Raw genomic sequence first — 1795 nt, forward strand, 5'->3', positions numbered from 1 at the left:
TGGCCGCGGCCAGGCCGATCGCGCCCATCGTTCCCCGCGCCGACGGCTCGACGACGAGCGACGCGCCGGGCACGAGCGCGGCGACGGCGTCGGCGTGGGCGGCGCCCGTGACGATCGTGACGTCGTCGGTTATCGGCGCGAGCCGGTCCACGGTGGCCTGGAGCATGCTTTTCCCGGATCCTGTGAGGTCGGCCAGGAATTTCGGCGCGCTGCGGCGGGAGAGAGGCCACAGGCGCGTGCCGGCTCCGCTCGTTTTGACGATTGCGTGGAAGGTCATGGTTGCGCCGTTGCGCGGAGCTCGTCGGCTGGGCTTTGGTCGGGTTTTCGGCAGTCCGGGCGCCGCCCGGATCCGGCGTCGGCGGAGGCGACGCCGTCGGCGTCCGCGGGAATGACGCTCCCCGAAAGCGGGTTGTGCAGCCAGTCAAGGGTGTGGGGCGCGGAGAGGGTGACGTAGTTGGGCGTCTGCGTCGCGTGGAGCTCGTCGCGCGTGGCCGGGACGTAGGGCGTCGGCGGGTTGGCCGCGATCGCTGCGCACACGAGAAGGATGCGGCTTGCGAGGTTCAATCCGAGAAGAAGCGAAGCGACCGCCGTGAAGGACGCCAGGAGCGCGTTGTCGGAGACGGACCCGATGAGGACCTTTTCGCAGAGCCTGAGGATCGTGGTTCCCGCGGCGGCCGACGTCGCGCCGAGAAGCAGGTCGCGCCTCGGCATTCTGACCCCTGCCACCACGCGAAAAATGAAGGCTACGACCCCGACGTCGACGGCGAAGGAAACGAGCGCCCCCAGGCCGCCGAAGACCGTGAGGACGGAGGACGCTCCGACTCCCAGCGCGAGGACGACGAAGCCTCCCAGCGAGCGCAGCCGCCTGGCTGCAAGGCCGATGTGGAGGCTGACGATGCCGAACATCGCCTGAACGGACTTGCCGACGTTGGCGACGACTGACGTCGCGGTGAAGAGCAGAACGAGGCCGGCCAAGACGGAGGCGGGAGTCACGGCGGATTTCAGGACGAGCGAGTCGGGGTCGACGATGCCTCCGCCGTCGCCTGTTTTGAGGATTCCCGGCAGGACGCGGTCGAATCCTTGGAGAACGTCGGCGCGCAGCCGACTGTCCGAGCCCATGAGCGCCATGAACGCCGTCCACGCGATCGTCATGGCGGCGGTGAGGGCGAAGAGGGCCGAGTAGGCGATGCCGCCGGCGAGCACTCCGCCGCGGGCCGTGCCGTACCGCACGAATCCCCGCGTCACTCGCAGCTCTTTGAAGCGCCCGAGCCAAATCTTCCAGTTTCGCATCAGCTCAAGCCTCACAGCGCATAATCCACGATCAGGGGCGCGTGGTCGGAGAACCTCGCGTCGTAGGAGGGCGCCCTGTCGATCCGGTACGCGTCGGCCTTCTCCGCGAGAGACGGGCTGGCCAGATGGTAGTCGATGCGCCACCCCGTGTTGTTGTCGAAGGCCTTCCCTCTTTGCGACCACCAAGTGTAGGGCCCCTGGCTGTCCGGGTCGAGGCGCCTTTGGACGTCGGCGAGGCCCATCTGACCGAACCACCGGTCGAGGTAGGCGATCTCCTCGTCCAGCACGCCCGAGGTCCGATTGTGGTTGGATTTCCAGTTCGTGATGTCGAGGGGCGTGTGCACGATGTTGAAATCGCCCGCGACGAGGAAACGCCCCCCGCTTTCGCCCAGTTCCGCCAGTCGTTTTTCGACCAGGTCGAGATGGGCGTATTTGGCGTCCATCTTCTCCTTGCTCGAGGAGTCGCCGGAATGGAGGTAGGCGGAGACGACGCGCAGGCCGAGCT

3 protein-coding genes are annotated in these 1795 nt (G+C 67.6%); all 3 read right to left on the reverse strand.

The window, feature by feature from the left end; all coding sequences use genetic code 11:
- Positions 1-277: sugar phosphate nucleotidyltransferase (locus ACO48X_RS05950; protein WP_485001197.1), on the reverse strand; the 277-nt coding region annotated here is incomplete at its 3' end.
- Positions 274-1290, reverse strand: a complete 1017-nt coding sequence (locus tag ACO48X_RS05955) for a YihY/virulence factor BrkB family protein (RefSeq protein WP_485001198.1) — start codon at positions 1288-1290, stop codon at positions 274-276. The genes ACO48X_RS05950 and ACO48X_RS05955, both read right to left, overlap by 4 nt.
- A gap of 11 nt (positions 1291-1301) precedes the next feature.
- Positions 1302-1795, reverse strand: a 494-nt coding sequence (locus tag ACO48X_RS05960; protein WP_485001199.1) for an exodeoxyribonuclease III, incomplete at its 5' end; no start/stop codon positions are given.

This window comes from Peptidiphaga sp., assembly GCF_057238965.1.